General features: G+C 72.3%; 10 protein-coding genes. 2 read left to right on the forward strand and 8 right to left on the reverse strand.

The annotated features are described in order from the left end of the window. Positions 1-11: 11 nt before the first annotated feature. Both mbfA and HNR51_RS19575 read right to left on the reverse strand, forming a co-directional pair. Positions 12-1,004: an iron exporter MbfA gene (gene mbfA / locus HNR51_RS19570; RefSeq protein WP_182556094.1), complete on the reverse strand. Its 993-nt coding sequence runs from the start codon at positions 1,002-1,004 to the stop codon at positions 12-14. A gap of 58 nt (positions 1,005-1,062) precedes the next feature. Next, positions 1,063-2,085 carry a gamma carbonic anhydrase family protein gene (locus HNR51_RS19575; protein WP_182556095.1) on the reverse strand — a complete coding sequence of 341 codons (1,023 nt, stop codon included), beginning with the start codon at positions 2,083-2,085 and terminating at the stop codon, positions 1,063-1,065. Between the two features lie 160 nt (positions 2,086-2,245). On the opposite strand from HNR51_RS19575, the gene HNR51_RS19580 reads away from it, so the two are divergent. Continuing rightward, positions 2,246-2,698: a molybdenum cofactor biosynthesis protein MoaE gene (locus tag HNR51_RS19580; protein WP_182556096.1), complete on the forward strand. Its 453-nt coding sequence runs from the start codon at positions 2,246-2,248 to the stop codon at positions 2,696-2,698. A gap of 54 nt (positions 2,699-2,752) precedes the next feature. Beyond that, the gene (locus HNR51_RS19585) at positions 2,753-3,940 is read left to right on the forward strand and encodes an AI-2E family transporter (RefSeq protein WP_182556097.1); all 1,188 of its coding nucleotides are present in this window, start codon (positions 2,753-2,755) and stop codon (positions 3,938-3,940) included. A 24-nt stretch (positions 3,941-3,964) separates the two neighbouring features. On the opposite strand, the gene mqo is transcribed toward HNR51_RS19585, so the two are convergent. The 6 genes from mqo to HNR51_RS19615 all read right to left on the reverse strand — a co-directional run bounded on the left by mqo (position 3,965) and on the right by HNR51_RS19615 (position 13,457). Then, entirely contained in the window at positions 3,965-5,617 is a 1,653-nt protein-coding gene (gene mqo, locus HNR51_RS19590; protein WP_182556203.1) for a malate dehydrogenase (quinone), read from the reverse strand. Positions 5,618-5,932: 315 nt separating this feature from the next. After that, on the reverse strand, positions 5,933-7,099 hold the full coding sequence (locus tag HNR51_RS19595) for a VWA domain-containing protein (RefSeq protein WP_012453424.1): 1,167 nt from the start codon (positions 7,097-7,099) through the stop codon (positions 5,933-5,935). Next, positions 7,096-9,405 (reverse strand): DUF5682 family protein, encoded by a 2,310-nt coding sequence (locus HNR51_RS19600; protein WP_182556098.1) that lies wholly within the window; start codon positions 9,403-9,405, stop codon positions 7,096-7,098. The genes HNR51_RS19595 and HNR51_RS19600 overlap by 4 nt, the downstream gene beginning before the upstream one ends. A 7-nt stretch (positions 9,406-9,412) precedes the next feature. Continuing rightward, on the reverse strand, positions 9,413-10,513 hold the full coding sequence (locus HNR51_RS19605) for an ATP-binding protein (protein ID WP_152276394.1): 1,101 nt from the start codon (positions 10,511-10,513) through the stop codon (positions 9,413-9,415). Then, the gene (locus HNR51_RS19610; RefSeq protein WP_182556099.1) at positions 10,510-12,090 is read right to left on the reverse strand and encodes a DUF5691 domain-containing protein; all 1,581 of its coding nucleotides are present in this window, start codon (positions 12,088-12,090) and stop codon (positions 10,510-10,512) included. Before HNR51_RS19610 ends, HNR51_RS19605 begins: the two co-directional genes overlap by 4 nt. Next, positions 12,090-13,457: an SWIM zinc finger family protein gene (locus HNR51_RS19615; RefSeq protein WP_182556100.1), complete on the reverse strand. Its 1,368-nt coding sequence runs from the start codon at positions 13,455-13,457 to the stop codon at positions 12,090-12,092. The genes HNR51_RS19610 and HNR51_RS19615 overlap by 1 nt, the downstream gene beginning before the upstream one ends. Positions 13,458-13,638: the final 181 nt, after the last annotated feature.

Consider the following 13,638-nt stretch of genomic DNA (forward strand, 5'->3'; position numbering starts at 1 on the left):
GTCGATGGGGATCAGGCGCCGCCGATGAGGATGCCCGTCGCCAGCACGAGGGCGCCGCCGAGCACGATCTGGAAGGCCGCCCGCAGGAACGGCGTCTCCATGTAGCGGTTCTGGATCCAGACGATGGCCCAGAGTTCGACGAAGACGACGGCGAAGGCGATGCTCGTCGCCAGCCAGAAATTCGGGATCAGGTAGGGCAGCGCGTGGCCGAGGCCGCCGATGGCGGTCATCACCCCGGAGGCGAGGCCGCGCTTGAGCGGCGAGCCGCGCCCGGAGATCTTGCCGTCGTCGTGGGCGGCCTCGGTGAAGCCCATCGAGATGCCGGCGCCGATCGAGGCCGAGAGGCCGACGAGGAAGGTCGTCCACGGATCTTGTGTGGCAAAGGCGGTGGCGAAGATCGGCGCGAGGGTCGAGACCGAGCCGTCCATCAGTCCGGCGAGCCCCGGCTGGACCCAGGTCAGGACGAACTGGCGGTGGGCCGCCGCATCCTCCTCGTCGCGGCCGGCTCCGTCGAGATGCTGCTCGCTCAGCGCCTCGGCCGTCCGCTCATGCGCGCTCTCCGCCGCCGCAAGGTCGCCGAGCAGGGCCCGCGTGTCGGCATCGGTCGAGCGCCGGGCGGCGGCGAGGTAGAAGTCGCGCGCCTGCCGCTCCATCGCGGCGGCCTCTTCCCGGACGCGGTCGAGCCCGAGATTGCGCATCAGCCAGACCGGCTTGCGGCTGTAATAGCCGGCGATGTGCTCGCGCCGGATCGGGATGACGAAGTCGCCGAAGCGCTCCTTGTAGCGCGCGATCAGGCGGCGGCGGTGCTCGTCCTCGGCCTGCGCCATCGCGTCGAACAGGGCGGCCGAATGGGGATAGTCGGCCCGCAGGCGTCTCGCATAGGCGCGGTAGATCTGGCCGTCCTCTTCCTCGGACCCGATCGCCAGAGCCAGGATCTCCTGCTCGCTGAGATCCTCGAACCGTTTCCGGCCGCCCAGCGTCAGCATCGCGAGACGGCTCATCATCGCTGCGTCGATCTCCGGGGATGGCGTGCGGCGGACCGGGTGAGGGCGGCGGGCGGCCTCACCCCTCCTGCTCCTGCAGGAGCCGGTACTCGCGCCCGTGCCGGCAATAGCCCTCGACGATGTGGCTCATCATCGCGCGCTTCTTCGAGTCGAGCGTGCCGAGGATGCGCGCGGGCCGCCCGCCCCAGAGATGGCCGCCTTCGAGCAACTGGCCCGGATCGGTGGTCGAGCCGCCGGCCAGCATCACGTCGTCGGCCACCACCGTGCCCGGCGCCAGCACCGAGCCGATCCCGATCAGGCTGCGGGCGCCGATCCGGCAATCGGCCATGCGCACGTTGTGGCCGATGGTGGTGTCGCGTCCGATCACCACGCCCTCGCCGCGGCTGCGGATCACGGTGTTGTCCTGGATGTTGGTGTCGGCGCCGACCACGATCGGGCCCACTTCCGCGGCGAGCTCGCAGGAGAACAGCACCGTCGATCCGGCGCCCAGCGCGATGCGGCCGGAGAGCCGGGCGGTGTGGGCCACGAAGACACTTTCTTCGGTCTCCGGCGGCTCGGGCGGCGCGGCCGGGCTCGCCGCTTCGCCGGAGGCCTCGCGCAGGCGCTCGGCCCGCTCGGCGAGTTCCTCCGGCGTGACCGGGCGCAGGCGCTTGGCCGGGTTGCCGCCATAGGCGAAACCGCTCTCGAGGGTCGAGCGGGGGAAGATCGTCGCGCCCGCCTCGATCAGCACGTTGTCGCCGACGGTCGCCCCGTCGAGGATGATCGCGTCGTCCTCGATCACCACGTCCGAACCCACGGTGCAGGCATGGACCACCGCGTTGCGGCCGACGGTGACCCGGTCGCCGATATGCGTCGGCAGCGACTCGGTGGCGATGTGGACGGTGGAGCGGGCGCCGAGCCAGAAGCGGTCGCCCGCGGTGATCGGCTGGCCGTCGCTGCGGATCACGCTGTCGTCGCCGAGCCAGGCCTGGGATCCGAGGGTGGCGGCGCCGATCACGGTGCTGGCGCGCCCGCACCAGACGGGACGGCTGGCGAAGACGGGCAGAATGCCGTCGTAGGGCAGGATCAGGTCGGGCGTCACGGCGCGGCTCACTGTTCTTCGAAACGGCGCCAGTGGCGCGGTCCTATCCTTGAGCCATATAGGCTCGGAGGCAAACGGAGTAACCGGGCTTTACGCAAACGCGGGGAGCCGATCCGTAACCGCCGCGTCTGCGTTCGCGTGTGTTCCCGAAGAGTGGGTCATGACGGTCAGTATCCAGTCCGAGCCCTTCGACACCGCCGCCGAGATCGCCCGGATCGAAGCCGGGCTGGCTGGCCGGGCCGGGGCCGTGGTGACCTTCTCCGGCCTGTGCCGCGACGAGGCGGGGCGGCTCGCCGCGCTGGAACTGGAGCACTATCCCGGCATGGCCGAGGCCGAGATCGCCCGTGTGGTGGAGGAGGCGCGCGCCCGCTGGCCGGTCCAGGCGCTGCGGGTGATCCACCGCCACGGGCTGGTGCGGCCCGGCGAGGGCATCGTCCTCGTCGTCACCGCCTCGCCCCACCGCAAGGCCGCCTTCGCCGCGGCCGACTTCCTGATGGACTACCTCAAGACCCGCGCGCCGTTCTGGAAGCGCGAGCACCTCGCCGACGGCACCACCGGCGGCTGGGTCGAGGCGACGGAGGCCGACGCCGCCGCAGCCCAAGCCTGGGCCTGAACGATCGACCTGAGGCCGCTGGCTTTACACGAACCGCGAACGGATCCCCGAACCATGACGGCTCCCCCTTTCAGCCCGCCGGCCAGCCCGCCCGGCGCGCGGCGTCTCGCGGCCGCGGGCATCGCGGTCGTGGCCTTCGCGGCCGCGCTCTGGCTCGCCTGGACCGCGGCGGCGACGCTGTTGCTGATCTTCTCCGGCATCCTGTTCGCCGTTTTCCTCGACGGGCTGACCCGGGGTCTGGGCCATGTGCTGCCGATTGGGCGCGGCTGGCGCCTCGCGCTGGCCTGCCTCGTGCTCGCCGCCCTGGCCTTCGGGCTCGTCGCCTTCGGCGGCGCCACCGTGGCGAGCCAGGCGCGCGACCTCGGCACCACGGTGCGCCAGCAATCGGAGACCGTGCGCGACTGGCTGAAGGAGCGCGGGATCGAGATCGACCTGTCCCAGGGCGCCCCGGCGGGTCAGGCGGCAACTCAGGAGGCAAGTCAGGCGGGAGGCCAGGGAGCCGGTCAGGGGGCTGGCGGCGAGGGCGAGGAGGGGAAGGACCAGAAGCAGGGCGGCCTCGCCGGCCTCGCCTCGGGTGCCCTGAAGAGCCCGGGCTCGCTGCTGTCGGATGCGGGCAGCGTGCTCGGCCCGGCGGCGACCGTGGTGATCGCGCTGTTCAACGCGCTCGGCAACATCCTCGTGATCGTCTTCCTCGGGATCGCCATCGCCGCCGATCCGGGCAGCTACCGCGACGGCGCCCTGCGGCTGGTGCCCCGGCGCCACCGCGAGAAGGGTGCGCGCGTCCTCGACGGCGCGGGCGAGACCCTGCGGCACTGGCTGTTCGGGCAGCTCGTCACCATGGCGGCGATCTTCGTGCTGACCTGGGCCGGGCTCAGCCTCCTCGGCATCGGCGGCGCGCTGATCCTCGGGCTCCAGGCCGGCCTGCTCGCCTTCGTGCCGACGATCGGGCCGCTGATCGCGGGTGTGGTGATCGTGCTGAGCAGCCTCGCCTCGGGGCTGAACGGATTGCTCGGGGCGCTCGGCGTCTACCTCGCGGTGCAGACGGCGGAGAGCTACGGGCTCACGCCCTTCATCCAGCGCCGCGCCCTCGATCTGCCGGCGGCGACGATCTTCGCCGGCCAGCTCCTGCTCGGCGTGCTGTTCGGCCTGTGGGGGGTGGCGCTCGCCCTGCCGCTGGTGGCGGTGATCAAGGTGCTGCTGGAAGAGCTCTACATCGAGGATGGGGCCGAAGCGGAGGCCTGACGATCCGCCTCGGCCCCGATCCCTTTACGGCGCCATGTCGGGGACCGGCTTGACGGTCCCCATCTCGGCCGGGGCGGGCGCCGGGGCCGGGGTGCCGATCTGCGGCGGCGGGGTGAGCTGCAGGTGCTCGCTGGTATAGGCGAGTTCCTGGTAGACCCGCTGCGGATCCTCGTTCAGCTTCGTGCCGTAGCTCGGCACGATCTGGCGGATCTTCGCCTGCCATTCCGGGCTCGCGACCCGCTTGGCAAAGACCTTCTCCAGCACGTTCAGCATGATCGGCGCGGCGGTGGAAGCGCCCGGCGAGGCGCCGAGCAGGGCGGCGATGCTGCCGTCCTTGGCCGCCACCACCTCGGTGCCGAGCTTCAAGACGCCGCCCTTCTCCGGATCGCGCTTGATGATCTGCACCCGCTGCCCGGCCTGGACGAGGCGCCATTCGTCCTTCTTGGCATCGGGGAAGTATTCGCGCAGGGCCTGGTAGCGGTCCTCGTCGGAGAGCATCAGCTGGCCGGCGAGGTACTCGACCAGCGGGTACTGATCGACGCCGACGCGGACCATCGGCCAGACGTTGCTGGTGGTGGTCGAGGTCAGCAGGTCGAAGTAGGAGCCCTCCTTCAGGAACTTGGTCGAGAAGGTCGCGAACGGTCCGAACAGGATCACCCGCTTGCCGTCGAGCATCCGCGTGTCGAGGTGCGGCACCGACATCGGCGGCGAGCCGACGGAGGCCTTGCCGTAGGCCTTGGCGAGGTGGCGCAGGGCCACGTCCTGATTCTCGGTGACGAGGAACGAGCCGCCGACGGGGAAGCCGGCATAATCGTCGGCCTCGGGAATGCCGGAGGCCTGCAGCAGGTGCAGGGCGCCGCCGCCCGCGCCGATGAACACGAACCGGGCATCGACCGTGGACCGGCTGCCATCCTTCAGGTTCTTGGACGTGACGCGCCAAGTCCCATCCTTGTTGCGCTCGAAGCTCTCCACTTCGGTCGAGAGGCGCAGGTCGAACTTCGGCCCGCTCTTCAGCGAGGCGATGTACTGGCGGGTGACCTCACCCCACTCGCAATCGGTGCCGAGCGGCGACCACGTGGCGGCGACCTTCTGCTTCGGGTCGCGCCCCTCCATCATCAGGGGGACCCACTTCTTGACCTGCTCGGGGTCGGTCGAGAATTCCATCCCGGCAAAGAGCGGGCTGGCTTTCAGCGCCTCGTAGCGCTTGCGCAGATAGGTGATGTTGTCGTCGCCCCAGACGAAGCTCATGTGGGGCGTGGAATTGATGAAGGAGTGGGGGTTCTTCAGGACACCCTTTTGCACCTGCCACGCCAGGAACTGGCGGGTGACCTGGAAGGCCTCGTTGATCTCGACGGCCTTGTTGATCTGGACGTTCCCCTTGGAATCCTCGGGCGTGTAGTTCAGCTCGGCCAGGGCCGAGTGGCCGGTGCCGGCGTTGTTCCAGCCGTTGGAGCTCTCCAGCGCCACGCCGTCGAGCCGCTCGACCATCTCCAGCGACCAGTCAGGCTCGAGTTCACGCAGCCAGACGCCGAGCGTCGCGCTCATGATGCCGCCGCCGATCAGCAGGACATCGACCTTGCGCGCCTCGCCCGCGGCGAGCAGCGGCGAACCCGGCAGGGCGGTGGCCGCCAGACCTGCCAGCGCGCCGCCGATGACTTGCCGCCGATTCACCGGCATCGGACTATGATGCATAGTCGACGATTTCATATGCAGTTTATCGTCAGTTTTCATTTTAATTTTCGCGCCGCTCAAAAATTTATTTGGTCCCGCCGGTCCGCTACAACGGGCGCGGGCGAGCGACAACCCGGCGATTACATGGCTGCCATGCCCTGAAACCTTGAACATCCGCAGGGGATTGTCAGGCCGCCCGAGGGGCGTTCGGCCGTGCCGGAAACGGAGCCGGCCACAGGCTGCCGACCGCTTCGGGGACAGAACCTCAGCGCGCGGCCGAGCGCGCGATTCGGCGGACGCTTCCGAGGATGCCCCGACCGCTCAGCCCTCGCGGGCGGCGGGGACTGCGGCGATGCCGGCGCCCGCGGCCCAGGCGTTGAGATCCTGCTTGCGGATCGCCGCCGCCATCAGGTCGGGGAACAGATCCGGCGTGCAGGCGAAGGCGGGCACGCCCAGGGCGGCGAGGCGCGCGGCGAGCCCCCGGTCGTAGGCCGGCGCGCCCTCGTCGGAGAGGGCGAGGAGCGCCACCACCTGCACGCCGGCCGCGACGAGGCGCTGCGCCTGAGCGAGCAGCCCGGCCTCGACCCCGCCCTCGTAGAGATCGGAGATCAGCACCAGGACCGTGTCCTCGGGCCGGGTGATGCGCGAGGCGCAGTAGCCGACCGCCCGGTTGATGTCGGTGCCGCCGCCGAGTTGGACCGAGAACAGCACCTCGACCGGATCGTCCATTTCGTCGGACAGATCGACCACCTCGGTGTCGAACACCACGAGCCGGGTCGAGACCGCGGGCAGCGAGGCCATCACCGCCCCGAAGATGCTCGAATAGACCACGGAATTGGCCATCGAGCCGGACTGGTCGATGCACAGGATCACGTCCTTCAGCGATCCGCGGCTCTTCCGCCCGTGACCGAGACGGGTTTCCGGGATGATGGTGCGGTACTCCGCCTGATAGTGGCGCAGGTTCGCCCGGATCGTGCGGTTCCAGTCGATCTCGGCGTGGCGCGGGCGGCGGTTGAGGCTGGCGCGATCGATCGCTCCGGTCACGGCCTGCCGCAGCGGTTCCTCGAGCCGCTTCATCAGCGCGTCCACCACCTTGCGCACCACGAGGCGGGCCGTCTCCTTCGTGCGCCCGCCGAGCAGGCCGCGCATCGAGATCAGGGTCGAGACGAGGGAAACGTCGGGCTGGACCGCCTCCAGCATCTCCGGCTCGGTCAGCATCCGCTTGAGGTCGAGCCGCTCGAAGGCGTCGCGCTGCATCACCTGCACCACGGAGGCCGGGAAATAGTCGCGGATGTCGCCGAGCCAGCGCGGGACGGAGGGGGCGGAGGCGCCCAAGCCCCCCTTGCGGTCGGAATCGTAGAGGGCGCCCATCGCCCGGTCGAGGCGCCCGTCGCGCTCGCTCAGGGTGCAGCCGGTGCCCTCGGCCGCCCCGCCGCCCAGCACGAGGCGCCAGCGGCGCAGACGCTCGGTCTCGGTCGCCTCGCTCATGCGGCGTCTCCGGTGGTGGTCGCGGGCTCGGGGCCGAGCAGCAGGCGCAGGATCGGCAGCACTTTTGCCGCGCGTGCCGGGTCGAAGCCTTGCGATCCGGCCGCCGCATCGAGCGAGGCGCCGCCCGGCCGGGCCAGCGTCTCGCCGATGGCCCGGCGCTCGGCGGGCGCCAGGGTCGCGAAGGTGCGGCGCACCAGCGGCAGCAGCTCGATGAACAGCGCCTCGTCGAGACCGCAGAGCCATTCGTCGACCACGGCGAGCAGTTCGCGCCCGTGGATCAGCACGGTGCCGCTGTCTTCGAGGAAACCCTCGATCCAGGCGGCGGCCGGGACGGCGCCGGAGGCCCGCGACAGGGCCAGCCGCAGGCGCTCGCCGGCCTCCGCCGCGTCGATGGCGCGGTCGTCGAACAGGAGCCGGACGGCGCGTCCGACGACGCGGCCGTGGACATGCTCCTGATCGGCCAGCGCCCGCAGGGCCTCCCCCCAGACCGCCTTCAGTTCCGGCTCCTCGATCAAGGCGACCGCGCCCGAGACGGCGACGATGCGCGCCTTGGCGGCACCGGCCGCGTCGTCGTCGAGGCTCTGGCAGGCGGCGACCAGCCCGGCGGCGGCCCGCGGCACGAGGCCCCGCACCACGGCCAGCACCGGCTCGGTGTCGGAGGAGCGCACCGAGCCGTAGCGGGCGAGTTCGGCCAGCGGCGGCAGCGCGTCCATGAGGTCGAACACGTCGGCCGAGACCGCGGCGCGGTCGTTGAGCGCGCGGATCACCGCCGCCGTGGCCCCGGCGAGGTCGGCGTCGAGCAGGGTGCCGATCAGGCCGGAGAGCTCGGCGACGCGGGTCGCCTCCCGCGCGCGGCTCCGCACCCGGCCGGCGGCGGCCTCGGCGATCGTGCCGCCCTCGGCGGAGGCCGCCACCAGCTCCACCACCCATTCCGGCTGCCAGGTGAGGTACCAGCTCTCCTTGAAGGTGCCGCGCCCGCGCGCCTCCCGCCGCTCGCCCCAGGGGATGCCGATCAGCTTCAGCCGGTTGAGGAAATGGCTGCGGGCGAGGTCCGTTTCCCTGCGCAGGTCGAGGGTGATCTCGCCCGCCGCCGCGCCGGGCTTCAGGCGCAGGCGCTTGCACTGCGCCTCGAAATCCGCCTCGACCGGCGTGCCGGGGCTGTCCGGCGGGGTGGCGCCGAGGCGCTCGCCGATGACGAGCTTGCGCCGGATCAGCCCCATCGGCGCCGGATCGGCAAAGCACAGCGTGGCCTGGGCCGCCTCGTCGAGATCGTCGAGGGAGGGCCGGGACCGCCCGCGGAAACCCGCCAGCGCCTCGGCGAGCCGGGCCGCCTCGATCACCGAGGCCGGCGAGGCATCGAGATCGTTCTCCCGCAGCAGCGCGGCGGCGCGGGCGAGCCAGCGGGCGGCGACCCGCCCCTCGTGGTGCCACAGGGTGTCGTACCATTCCGGCGAGAGCACCCCGGCGCGGTAGCCGGAGGCGAAGGCCAGCCGCTCGTAGGACCAGGGCGCCCAGGCGGCGGCGGCCTTGGCCTTGGGCAGGTTTTTCAGGGTTGCGGTATCCGCCGTGGCTTGGCCCTTGGCGTCGTGGCGCATGAGCGCCGGCACGTGCCACGCGCCGCAGATCACGGCGATGCGCGCGAAACCCTCCTTGGCCGCCCGGCGGATCGCCGCGCGCATATGCGCCTCGCGCGCCTCCTCGCGGAAAGCCTCGTCGGGGTCGGGCTCGGCACCCTCGCGGAGCGCGGCCATCGCCTCACCGATCGCGGCGAAGACGTCGCCGTCGGCGCCCGCGCGGCTCTCGACCAGGGCGTCCCACCAGCGCTCGCCGTCCGGATAGCCGGCAACGGCCGCGAGTTCGCCGAGCGGGTCGCGCCGGATCGCGGCCGATGCCGGGGCAGGCTCGGAGGGTGTCTCGGTCGCCTCGGCGACCGGCTCGGCATCGATCGGCGCGGTGTCCGGCGCGGCGTCCGATACGCCAAAACCGTCGGCGAGCTGGATCGCGTGCGGCAGATCGATGAAGCGCAGGGTCGCACCGGCGGCGATCCCGTGACGCATCGCCACCCATTCCGGCGAGAAGGCTGCGAAGGGGAAGAAGGCGCACGTCCGCGGTCGGTCCGGCCGGTAGACGAGGAGCGCCACAGGCGGCGCCATCGCCTCGTGGGCGGCCAGTGGGATCAGCGCGTCGGCGTCCGGCGGGCCCTCGATCAGCAGGCAATCGGGTGCGAAGGCATCGAGCGCCGCCTTGAGCGAGCGGGCCGAGCCGGGGCCGTGATGGCGGATGCCGAAGAGACGGATGTCGGACATCGCGAGATCACGCGCTCGCGCGGGCGGCCTTGTAGAAATCCTTCCAGCCGTCGCGCTCCTTCACCACGGTCTCGAGGTATTCGCGCCAGACGATGGCGTCCTGAACCGGGTCCTTCACCACGGCCCCCGCGATGCCGGAAACGAGGTCGTGCGCCGAGAGGCGGCCGTCGCCGAAATGCGCGGCGAGCGCCAGCCCGCTGCCGACGACGCTGATGGCCTCCGCCGTCGAGAGCGTGCCCGAGGGCTGCTTCACCTTGCTCTTGCCATCCGCCGTGACGCCCTCGCGCAGCTCGCGAAAGATCGTGACGACGCGGCGGATCTGCTCGGCGCCCGGCGGCTCGGCCGGGATCTCGAAGGCGCGGCCGAGCGAGGCGACGCGGGTCTCGACGATGGCGATCTCGGCCTCGATCGTGGCGGGCGGCGGCAGCACCACGGTGTTGAAGCGGCGCTTGAGCGCGCTCGACAATTCGTTGACGCCGCGATCCCGGTTGTTGGCCGTGGCGATGAGGTTGAAGCCCTTCTGCGCCGCCACCTCCTCGTTTAGCTCGGGGATCGGCAGGGTCTTTTCCGAGAGGACGGTGATGAAGCTGTCCTGCGTCTCGGAGGGGATGCGGGTCAGCTCCTCGACGCGGGCGATGCGGCCCTCGTTCATCGCCCGCATGATCGGCGAGGCCACCACCGCCTCGCGGCTCGGGCCCTTGGCCAGCAGCAGCGCGTAGTTCCAGCCGTAGCGGATCGCCTCCTCGCTGGTGCCAGCGGTGCCCTGCACGATCAGGCGCGAGGTGCCGCAGATCGCCGCCGCGAGATGCTCGCTGACCCAGCTCTTGGCGGTGCCCGGCACGCCGAGCAGCAGCAGTGCCCGGTCGGTGGCAAGGGTCGCCACCGCGACCTCCATCAGGCGCCGGTCGCCGATGTATTTCGGGGTGACCTCGAAGCCGGAGGGAAGCCGGCCGCCGAGCAGATAGGTGACGACGGCCTGCGGCGACATCTGCCAGTTCGGCGGGCGCGGCCGGTCGTCGGATTCGCGCAGCGCCGCGATCTCCTCGGCGAAGGCATCCTCGGCGGCTTGGCGCAGCTGCGCGGTCTTGACGGCGTGGTTCGATGTCATCCTTGAGCCGTTCCCCCTGTGGTGGTCTCCGGTCGGAAGTCGCGCCGGATCGCGGCGCGCAGTTCCAGCACGCTCGTCAATCCCGTGAGCTGTGTGCGCAGGCGGTCGCCCTCCCCCTCCGGCAGGCGTGCCAGGATGGCGGCGGCGGAGGCGGCGCTGTCGTCGCCCGGCCAGAGCCGGTCGCCGAGGCGGGCGATCACCCAGGGCTTGGCCAGATCGCGCCGCAGGCTGTCGGAGCCGCGGGTGACGAGGGCGAGCCAGTCGAGCAGCGCCGCGCTGAAGCCTTCCGAAAAATGCTCCGGGCCCTGACCCAGCACGGCCAGCACCACCTCGATCTTGCGGGCGCGGATCAGAGCCGCGACCCGTGCCTCCCATTCGGCGTCGGGTAGGAGGTCGAGCGCCTCCGCCCACATGCCCAGAACCTCGTTGGTGCGGCGGACCCCGGTGACCTTGCCCTCGTAGGCCTCCGCCGTGATGTCGGCCATCGCCCGGGACCAGTCCGGGTCGAGCGTGCGCTTGGCCGCCGAGAACAGCCCGTGGAAGACCGGATCGGCCCATTCGCTGCGCAGCGCCAGCTCGATCCAGAGCCGCGGCGGATGGTCGGCGAAGGCGTGGAGCGGCGCGCGCGCCAGGATCGCCCGGAGCAGCCCGGCCCGGGTGCCGCCGCCGCGGCGCTCCCAGTGGTTCGGCTCGACCCCGTCGCGAACGAGGTCCGGGCTCTCCTCCGGCAGGGTGACGACGAGGGTGTGCGTGGTGCCGCCGAGCAGCCGGCGCTTGCTCTCAACGGCGAGCGCAGCGCGGGCGCGGGCCGCCATGCGTTCCGCATAGCGCGAGCCGGGAAGCTCCGGCAGCAGGCGCTGCGCGGCGAGCCGCACCCCGTTGGCGCGGTCGTCGAGACAGGCTTCGAGGAAGGGTTCGTCGGCCGCCGACAGGCCGGTCGCCAGCGCGTGGACCAGTGCCTCGCGCAGGTCGGCCTTTTCCTTGCGGAAGACCGGTTCCAGGGCGGCCCGCGCCGCCTCGGGATCGCGAGCGCGGAAGGCGGTGAAGGCGGCGCGGCGCTCCGCCACCGTGCCCTCGGTCCAGTCCGAAGCGTCCGCCGCCCCCGTCTCGGCCGGGCTCTCGCCGCAGGCGCGGGCGAGCCAGTCGAGTTCGGCGCCGACGACCGCCTGCGCCGCGGCGGGCAGGGTGCCGCGCTGGAGCATCAAGGCCTGGAGCAGCCAAGCGGGCGGGCGCGTGCCCGTTGCGGCGGCGCGTTCGAACCACTCCTCGACGCGGTTGCGCGCGCCATGGCCCTCGGTGAGGAGCGCGTAGAGCCGTGTCGCGGCGGCGGGCGGGCAGTCCGGCCCGAAGCGGCCGCGCTCCTCCAGCGGCGCCAGCGCTTCCGGCCCGAGTTCCTGGCCGGCGAGGTGGTGGGCGCCCTCGGCGGCGAGCCGTGCCAGGAGGGCGGCGCCGGGATCGGCCTCGGCCACGAGGGCGGTCAGCGCCGAGGGGGCTGCGGGCGGGGCGCGCTCGGCCCCGAGGAGCGCGGCGGCGAGCATCGGCTCCCAGCCGTCCGAGGCACGTTCGGTCGCGTCCATCAGGCCACCTGCAGCAGGACGGGCTGCGTGCCCTGCGCCGGCATCGCGTAGAGGCGCCCCTCCGTCACGAGGGCGAGCGGCTGGAGGCCGTAGCCGTCGTAGAGGCCGAACAGATCGACCGGGCGGCCCGCCGCCACCGCGAGCAGGCTCGGCAGGCGCGGTTCGGCCCGCAGCGCGAGGCTGCCGCTCGCATCGCCCGCCGCGAAGGCCGCCGTGCTGGCGGCGGCGAGGCGCCCGAGCCGCACGCTCCCCAGCCGCACCGGCCAGCGCTCGAGCCAGGGCGCGCGCGACAGCGCGTCGGCGAAGGCGTCCCGCGCCGCCGCGACGCTGCCTGCGCCGGGCAACGCTGCGCCCGCCGCCGGGCCGGCGCGGCCCTCGCGGAAGACGGCGCGCAGCGGCGGGTCACCGGGCTGGAAGGCGAGTGAGCCGGAAAAGTCCTGGCCGGCGGCGGGTGCCGGCGGCAGGGGCGAGCCCGCGGTCCCGTAATCGATCACCTGGGCCAGGGCACCGTTGGCACGGCCGACGAGCCAGATCGAGCGCGCGGTCAGCCGGTCCTCCTCCTCGACCGCATGGGCCAGCACCGCCCAGGTGTCGGCATGGTCCGGGCGGGCGGCCATCTCCTCGGCGGTGACGGGGTAGCCGAGCGCCGCCCGCACGCCCGCCGCCTGTTCGGGCGACAGCGCATCGAGGCGGCGCGCGGCCCGCAGCAACAGGGCGAGGCGGCCGAGGCCGAGGCCGAGCGCGGCTTCCGGCCGGGGCGCGCCGGGCTGGGGCGCGGCGGCGATCAATCCCGGCAGAGCGCGCACGCGCCGGGCGAGGCCGGGGGCCTGCCCGTCCACGAGGCGGCCGGCCATGCGGTCCCAGAAGGCGTAGGGCTCGCTCCGCGCGGCGGCGAGCCCGCGCCGCATCAGGTCGCGCAGCCAGAGATCGAGTTCGTCGAGTGCCGCCGCGACCCGGTCCTCGCGGGCCTGCCGGCGCTTGGCCTGCGCCCGCTCGTCGACCGGCTTGGCGGGTTCCTTCGCCCGGGTCTCGGCCGCGGCGGCGCGGCTCTCGCGCCCCTTCATCCACGCGGCGGCCCAGTCCGGCGGCTCGCCCTCGGCGAGGGGCGAGGCCGCATCGACCAGCATCAGGCCGAGGCCGTGCTTGCAGGGGAACTTGCGGCTCGGACAGGTGCATTTGGAGGCGGGGCCGGCGAGATCCGCCACCGTGCGGTAGGGGCTCGCCCCGCTGCCCTTGATCTCGCCCCAGATCACCGTGCCCGCCCGGCCGAGGCCGGCCCATTTCTGGGGTTTCGCCTGATCCTGCCCGGCCTTGCGGCTCGACGCATCGGGGGCGAGATCGAGGATCTGGGCAGTCGTCAGGCTCATGCGGCTCGCGTGGCTGGATGTCCGTCAGTCGAATCGTTGGACAACCAGATTAGACGGATCGGCTCGATGAGCAAGTTTTCCTGCGACCCCGATTTTCGCTGAGCCGGCAATCGTCTTGACAGCGGCTGATCTGGGACTAAGCTGAGAATTATTCCAGTTCACCGCGCCAGACGCGCGTCAT

Origin of the sequence: Methylorubrum thiocyanatum, assembly GCA_014138645.1 — a bacterium.
In the GTDB taxonomy this organism is placed as follows: domain Bacteria; phylum Pseudomonadota; class Alphaproteobacteria; order Rhizobiales; family Beijerinckiaceae; genus Methylobacterium; species Methylobacterium thiocyanatum.

What these genes read in the sequence shown, in the direction of transcription:
- HNR51_RS19615 (WP_182556100.1), bottom strand. Translation starts at nt 13,457, where the DNA reads ATGAGCCTGACGACTGCCCAGATCCTCGATCTCGCCCCCGATGCGTCG.
- mbfA (WP_182556094.1), bottom strand. Translation starts at nt 1,004, where the DNA reads ATGATGAGCCGTCTCGCGATGCTGACGCTGGGCGGCCGGAAACGGTTC.
- HNR51_RS19580 (WP_182556096.1), top strand. Translation starts at nt 2,246, where the DNA reads ATGACGGTCAGTATCCAGTCCGAGCCCTTCGACACCGCCGCCGAGATC.
- HNR51_RS19595 (WP_012453424.1), bottom strand. Translation starts at nt 7,099, where the DNA reads ATGAGCGAGGCGACCGAGACCGAGCGTCTGCGCCGCTGGCGCCTCGTG.
- HNR51_RS19610 (WP_182556099.1), bottom strand. Translation starts at nt 12,090, where the DNA reads ATGGACGCGACCGAACGTGCCTCGGACGGCTGGGAGCCGATGCTCGCC.
- HNR51_RS19600 (WP_182556098.1), bottom strand. Translation starts at nt 9,405, where the DNA reads ATGTCCGACATCCGTCTCTTCGGCATCCGCCATCACGGCCCCGGCTCG.
- HNR51_RS19605 (WP_152276394.1), bottom strand. Translation starts at nt 10,513, where the DNA reads ATGACATCGAACCACGCCGTCAAGACCGCGCAGCTGCGCCAAGCCGCC.
- mqo (WP_182556203.1), bottom strand. Translation starts at nt 5,617, where the DNA reads ATGCCGGTGAATCGGCGGCAAGTCATCGGCGGCGCGCTGGCAGGTCTG.
- HNR51_RS19585 (WP_182556097.1), top strand. Translation starts at nt 2,753, where the DNA reads ATGACGGCTCCCCCTTTCAGCCCGCCGGCCAGCCCGCCCGGCGCGCGG.